The sequence below is a fragment of the uncultured Legionella sp. genome, assembly GCF_937871865.1.
GTDB lineage: Bacteria > Pseudomonadota > Gammaproteobacteria > Legionellales > Legionellaceae > Legionella.
Map to the genome: position 1 here is coordinate 1 of NZ_CALMPD010000306.1, position 6,567 is coordinate 6,567.

Consider the following 6,567-nt stretch of genomic DNA (forward strand, 5'->3'; position numbering starts at 1 on the left):
TCCTCTCTTGGGTGTGCTTCTCGCTGTTGGGGGTTGCACCAGGCACAAAGGGGTATATTACCCCTCACACTTATTATACGCGCCATCGCTTAGTAGATGAGAAAACCGGTGAGCCAGCCCCAGAAGGCACTACGCCAGCTAGTATGGGGTATATTATCCAAAACAGTTATTATAAGCGTCATCACTTAGTAGATGAGAAAACCGGTGAGCCAGCCCCAGAAGGCACTACACCAGATAGTAAAGGGTATATTACCCATAGCTGTTATTATAAGCGTCACCGCTTAGTCGATTCTAATTTAACTGTTGATAAAGAGTCTTTATTGGGAAAAAGAACAAAAGACTTTCATGATAATAATGTCAATAATTGTCCTCAGAAAAAATCTATGTATGAAAATCAATCTTTTTTCTCTTCACAACAAGAGATTACGCATACTTCGACCAATTTAAGAGGAACTGAGAATAATTCTGAAGAGCGCCTTCAATTTAATTTTTGATTAAGTAAGGAAAAGAGCCTCGTTGCAAAAGAATTGCTTACGGGGTTTGAAGCTCAATGGTTTCTTTCCATTCTCAATTTTTTATGGTTTGATCACTGCAAGGCTACCTTCAGCAGCCCCTTAGGCGTTATTAATTAACAAGGAACTATCTTCGGGGTTCCTTTCTTTGGCTAAGAGCATCTCATCTTTCATCAATAGTCTGGTCAAGTTTTCTTCCCGCTTCGTTGTAGATTGGCTAAACAATACGGTGCCAGTGGCGCAATAACGCCCAGTCATAATTGCCAGACCTAAACCGCCAAATAAAATGCTAATCAACATTAAGGCATCAGCCAAAAGACGCTATTCTTTATGACGCGGTTTAAACTCTTCTCAAGCTGATGTAACTATATTCTGTGCCTGTGTCTTTATAGGAGCACCAGATAAACGAATTTCCAGTGCTCTTTCGTAAAAACGATGGATTGACTGATTGTACTCTGTGCCATAGTTCTTGTCGTTTTCTTTTCTAATTTTGTCTTGATGAAATTGCTGTAGTTTTAATAAATCATACGTCAACTCTGGTGTGAGTTGAGTTTTTCCGGATGATTCAATCGCCTTGTTAAGTCTCAAATCACTGAGGATGGCACATTCAAGTATTGCTTTAAGGGATGCAGGCTTGTTTCTAGCTAAATGTAGTACTGTAGAAGTTCTGATTTCAATGCCTTCCTGGGCTAATAATAGTTTCATGATTTCAACATGCCCTTTATAGCAGGCGATATGAAGAGGACTGTATCCATTTGTTGTTGTATTTATTGCAATACCTTCTTTGGCTAACAATAGTTTAACGGCTTCAGTATGCCCTTGTTGGCAGGCCATAAAAAGCGGGGTGCATCCATTGTTGTCCGTTTGATTTATTTCAATACCTTCCTGCGCTAGTAATAGTTTAATGACTTCAGTTTGTCCTTGTTGGCAGGCCATAAAAAGCGGGGTGCATCCATCCTGCATCGCTTTATTGATTTCTATGTCCTTATGAGTCAATAATAATTTAATGGCTTCAATATTATCTTGGTTACAAGCGATAAAAAGCAATCCTGTCCCCGATTCATCATACATTATTGCTTGCTCAGGACTAATTTTGTATTGGTTCTTCAGGTTAGCTAAAGCGCTAGCTTCATTGAGCGGATGAGTACTAGGGGCAACTAATGTGCTACTAAAGAGTATATGTTCATAATGCTCGCTCAATGAATCAAATAAAGCGTGAACTAACGCGTGACTATTTAATTCACGGTAATAATTGTTAGACTTTGGATCATCATTAATATCAACATACATCCACGGGTTTTCTACATTATGCCTGTTGTATTTTAATAACACACTATGCTTGGCGCCACGGATGAGGATGGGGAGATTGGGGTGGATGCTGAGTTCAGTTTCCAGGTCATTAAGATATTTTTTTAAATCACTTCTTTTTAATGCATACAGCTGATGAAGTAGTATGGTGAAGTCATTCTGTTTTAATTTCTCTGGATGGGTTAGAGCATATATATCGTTTAGATTATTTTGAGACATACATCTATTATCAAATACCTCTTGATGCGTGTCGGGTCTTAAATATAATTTTATACCGTCATAAAAAGCAATTAGCTCTAAAAGTTCTATGTCATCTTCGCTGAGCTCTTGTTTCGCTATGGCCTTAAGTTTAACTGCATCTATCATGTTGATTAGTAATGAAAAATTTGATTGATATTTTTCAATTAGCTTTATTCTTTTCCAGAACTGATCTTCCTTACCTACCAAAATGGCTTGCATAAGCATGCCGGAAAATCCTTGGCATATACCACCGGATATTGATGAATATCCAAGTAGTTGTCCGAATTCAACCAAATCAGAGTGAGTTAATTGTGCCATGGATAATATATAATTTCTCAGAATGTTGATTATTGTATCATCTGTTTATTAAGGGAGTATTATTTTTCGTTCGGGTTAATGTGGCTTGGCACAAATTCATATCAAACGCACATGTGGCAAAAAGCATTAACGGTTAACCATTAATTAAAGACAGCGTTTATTTATTTCAATGGCTCACGGGATTTAAAAATACTCTTCAAAAAAACTATTTTGTGTTATAAATCTTGCAATTAAATAAAGTGAAGATTTAGAGTGAAGTATCGTGCTGATATAGATGGCTTGAGGGCACTTGCTATTCTATTTGTTTTAGTTTTTCATAGTGGACTGAAGTTATTCCCTTCTGGTTTTGTCGGTGTGGATATTTTCTTTGTGATTTCCGGATTTCTGATAACCAGTATTATTCATGATGCATTGCAAAACCAAAATTTTTCCTTTATTTCATTTTATAATCGTAGATTATGGCGCTTGCAACCTGTACTAATATGTTTAATCGTTGTCACTACTTTGATGACGTTTCTTTTTTATCTGCCCGATGATTTAATTAACTATGGACGAAGTGCGAGAAAAACTGCTCTTTTTGTGTCTAATCAATTTTTTGAAAAGGTCACTACTGGATATTTTTCACCTAATAGCAGCCAGTTGCCTCTATTACATACCTGGTCATTAGCTGTTGAATGGCAATGTTATTTAATATTGCCTGTTGTTATTTTCCTGCTTCACAAACTGGTAGGAAAACAGCACATTGCCAAGTGTATTTACCTGCTTACCTTGTTTTTTATTTTTTTATCGCTTTATAGCTCTGCCCATTATCCAGAGCAAACTTATTATCAATTTTTGAGTCGCATTTTCGAGTTTTTAATGGGCTCTTGTGTTGCATTGAGCTCAAACCGTTTTCATTTTAATAAAAATATAATTAATTTATTAAGTACTGTAGCGATTGTGACACTATTTTATGTGGCTATGGACTCTAATGTCAGTCCTGGGTTTCCTAATGGGTATGCTCTTGTCTTATGTCTTGCTACAGGGGTATTAATTGCTACAGGCAGTAGTGAGTCTAAATCTGTGTGGAGTCAGTTACTTTCTGCTCGCCCCATTGTGTTCGTTGGTTTGCTTTCCTATTCATTGTATATTTGGCATTGGCCAATTTTGGTATTAATCCGTTGTCTTAATATTGAAGAAACTCCCCTTATCCTGACTTTGGCTTTTACTCTGATTTTTTTCGTGAGTTATCTTTCCTGGCGGTTTATTGAAAAACCTTCTGCAAAAGCAAATAAAACCAAATTTGCTTTTAGCTTGAGCTATTTATTTATATTGCCTGCTTGTTTAATTCATCTTAATACGTTTATCATCAAAGCGACTGATGGGTTCCCACAGCGTTTTGCAGAAACCTCACAAATTTATGAACTCTTGAATCAATATTCTAATCCACAAAGACCTCATTGCCTCCAGCAAAAAAACATTGAAGTAGATAGTGCTTGTGTCTTGGGGGCGAAAGAAGAAAACAAAAATAAAACTGGACTCATGATAGGTGATTCTTATTCAAATCATCATTGGCGCTTTATCTCTTCATTGGCTGAAGAAGCTCATGTTTCCATCCTTGCTCATGCAACGATAGCTTGTCTTGCTTTGCCAGAAATTTACCAGTTTGACATGTTTATCAAGAATGGTGTTTTTCAGGTATGTCATGATCAAACGATGCGCTATTACAATATGATTAAATCTAATCATTATGACTACGTCATAATTGGTGAGAATTGGTACGCTTATTTGGGTGATAAAATAATTGGCCAATTAAATGATGAGCGATCTAATGAATTATCAGAGCAACGTATTGAGCGAGCTTTGGATAGGGGATTGCAATTGATTATTGATTCAGGTGCAAAACCGGTTTTAATTAAATCGATTGCCTCTACCTATGGTAATCCTCATGAATGTTTTTTTGAACATATAAAGCGTCGTTCGCAATATAAGCCGGAGTTATGTGAGTTCCATTTAAAACCAGAAGAACAACAATGGTTTGATGATTTATTTATCCGGATGAAAAAGAAATACGCGCAATTAATTATTATCGATCCTCAAAAGGTCTTATGCCCAGGAGGTCGATGTAAGGCTGATATTAATGGAATACCAGTGTTTAAGGATGAAGGTCATATCACTGATTATGCATCTTATTATCTGGCACAAAACTATTTAAAACGTTACAAGAATCCTTTAGTTATCCAAGGGTAAGATACTCTTGAATAGGAGTTCTCGCAGCATACCGTATCCAGTTGTCGCCAAATACGACTGGATATTAAACATCCCCATTCGATAATTCAATGTCAAAGTGGTTTAATAAATTTAGAGCATCCGGCAGTGAGAATTTGCCTTTACGAATATCATTTTCCGTTGGATTTATAGTGTAATTTATCGCATCAGTAAAATTCGCAGCATAAAGTTTTGTGCGCATGAACTGGCTGCCTTGCAAGTCGGTGAGCAAGAAACACGCATTAGATAAATCGCATCCTCTGAAATCGACATCCTGTGCTTTACATTCTTCAATAACCAAATCTCTTAGTTCCAATTCAAAAAAACTTGAGTGGCTTATGTTTGATTTATAAATTTTGATTGGGCTGGATAATTTAATGAGAGGCCATTTTGCTAATGTCCAATTAATCCCAATCATTTTCGATTCATCAAACACCGTCTCACTAAATGAGGAGTTTTTAACCTGTATGGAACTTAAATTACATGACTTGAATTCGCAATCGATGAATTTACAAGAGAATAATTTTGTTTCGACAAAACTGGAATGAATAAACGTACATTGTTCAAATAGTTTATTATTTAATTCCATTCCATCGACGCATAGATCTGTAAAATTACAATCATAAAACTCGTCTTGATTCATGATATCCATAGCCATCGGATTGCTCATTAAATCATTCCTTCGTTAAGTATCTGTTCGTATTGAAGATAATAAGTCATTTTATCAGCTAAACTATAAGTAACTAATTAATAAAGGTAGGTATTTTGCTTTATGAACGAAATATCTTCAATCTTAAAATTCACTGTTTTAACAAAAGTTTTTGCTTAAAATGAGCAAAGATCATTATTTAGAACATACGGTTAAGTATAATTTTGTCGTCATCCTTCTTTATACCTTAACTGGATTTTTTGGCTTATTGCTTGCTGTACCTCCGGGTTATGCAACCGCTATCTGGCCACCATCCGGGATTGCCCTTGGTTTTGTTCTTATTTGTGGCTTGAGTACTTTGCCTGGTATTTTTATTGCTTCATTCACCCTTAATTTTTATGTGACCTACTCCATTTATGGCAATATTCTTGGTCTTGTCCCAATTGAAACTGGATTAATAACGGGGACGGGTGCTGTACTGCAAGCCTTGTTTGGATGGTGGCTCATTAAAGTTTTTGTCCGATTAGATAATCCCTTGCATCTCCCTAAAGATATTCTTATTTCAGCACTTTTAATGGGACCAGTTTCCTGTGTGATCAATGCGACATTTAGCAATGTCGGTTTGTATCTCATCGGAGTACTTTCTGCAGATAATTTTCCAATAAGCTGGATTACCTGGTGGGCTGGAGACAGCATTGGATCCCTTATTTTTACACCGGTTATTCTAATCGCTTTTGCCAAACCCGCTCATTTATGGCGATGCCGATTTGTCCCAATATTAATTCCATTATGTCTTACGTTTATCATCGTGTTTTTTGCCCATATGTTTTACAGCCAGTCTGAATTAAAGCGAGTGCAGTCAAAATTTATTGAGCTTACTAATTACAAACTGAATCAGTTGGCTGGAAAAATAGATTTAACTTCCGAAATTGGCAAGGTGGTTGCTCTTTTTTTTGAGATGAAACCAGAAATAAATAAAGACGAATTTCAGCGTTTTGCAACTTTGTTTCTTCAGGAAAACTCTATTATTCAATCTATTCAATGGACCCCTAAAGTTACAGATCCTGCTCAATTTAAAAAAAAATACGGTATTGATATTAAAAATACTGATATAAAAAAACGGACGCATTACCCTGTACTATTTTCAGTTTCAAGAAATGAAGATGTTGTTCCATCCGGATATGATTTAGCGTCCATTGTTAATGTTGATGACCTCTATAAGAAAAGCAGCAAAGAAACCGCCGTATTCCCAATGATTTTATCTAATAACGGAACTATGAATAAAGTCTTTAT

Annotated in this window: 6 protein-coding genes; 3 read left to right on the plus strand and 3 right to left on the minus strand. The window is 36.1% G+C overall.

Features of this window, described 5'->3' with window-relative positions:
• Positions 1 to 494, plus strand: a 494-nt coding sequence (locus Q0495_RS16565) for a hypothetical protein (RefSeq protein ID WP_298628385.1), incomplete at its 5' end; no start/stop codon positions are given.
• A gap of 120 nt (positions 495 to 614) precedes the next feature.
• Here Q0495_RS16565 and Q0495_RS16570 read toward each other — a convergent pair.
• Both Q0495_RS16570 and Q0495_RS16575 read right to left on the minus strand, forming a co-directional pair.
• Positions 615 to 812: a hypothetical protein gene (locus Q0495_RS16570; RefSeq protein WP_298628387.1), complete on the minus strand. Its 198-nt coding sequence runs from the start codon at positions 810 to 812 to the stop codon at positions 615 to 617.
• A 51-nt stretch (positions 813 to 863) separates the two neighbouring features.
• Positions 864 to 2,378, minus strand: a complete 1,515-nt coding sequence (locus tag Q0495_RS16575) for an ankyrin repeat domain-containing protein (RefSeq protein ID WP_298628389.1) — start codon at positions 2,376 to 2,378, stop codon at positions 864 to 866.
• Between the two features lie 252 nt (positions 2,379 to 2,630).
• Here Q0495_RS16575 and Q0495_RS16580 point away from each other — a divergent pair, with 252 nt between their 5' ends.
• Positions 2,631 to 4,607 carry an acyltransferase family protein gene (locus tag Q0495_RS16580; protein WP_298628391.1) on the plus strand — a complete coding sequence of 659 codons (1,977 nt, stop codon included), beginning with the start codon at positions 2,631 to 2,633 and terminating at the stop codon, positions 4,605 to 4,607.
• Between the two features lie 64 nt (positions 4,608 to 4,671).
• Here Q0495_RS16580 and Q0495_RS16585 read toward each other — a convergent pair whose 3' ends face one another.
• Complete coding sequence (locus Q0495_RS16585; protein ID WP_298628393.1) at positions 4,672 to 5,295, minus strand: pentapeptide repeat-containing protein; 624 nt, start codon at positions 5,293 to 5,295, stop codon at positions 4,672 to 4,674.
• A 160-nt stretch (positions 5,296 to 5,455) separates the two neighbouring features.
• On the opposite strand from Q0495_RS16585, the gene Q0495_RS16590 reads away from it, so the two are divergent.
• Positions 5,456 to 6,567, plus strand: a 1,112-nt coding sequence (locus Q0495_RS16590; protein WP_298628395.1) for an MASE1 domain-containing protein, incomplete at its 3' end; no start/stop codon positions are given.

Coding starts and splice junctions, on each gene's coding strand:
- Q0495_RS16570 (WP_298628387.1), bottom strand. CDS start 812: ATGTTGATTAGCATTTTATTTGGCGGTTTAGGTCTGGCAATTATGACT.
- Q0495_RS16575 (WP_298628389.1), bottom strand. CDS start 2,378: ATGGCACAATTAACTCACTCTGATTTGGTTGAATTCGGACAACTACTT.
- Q0495_RS16585 (WP_298628393.1), bottom strand. CDS start 5,295: ATGAGCAATCCGATGGCTATGGATATCATGAATCAAGACGAGTTTTAT.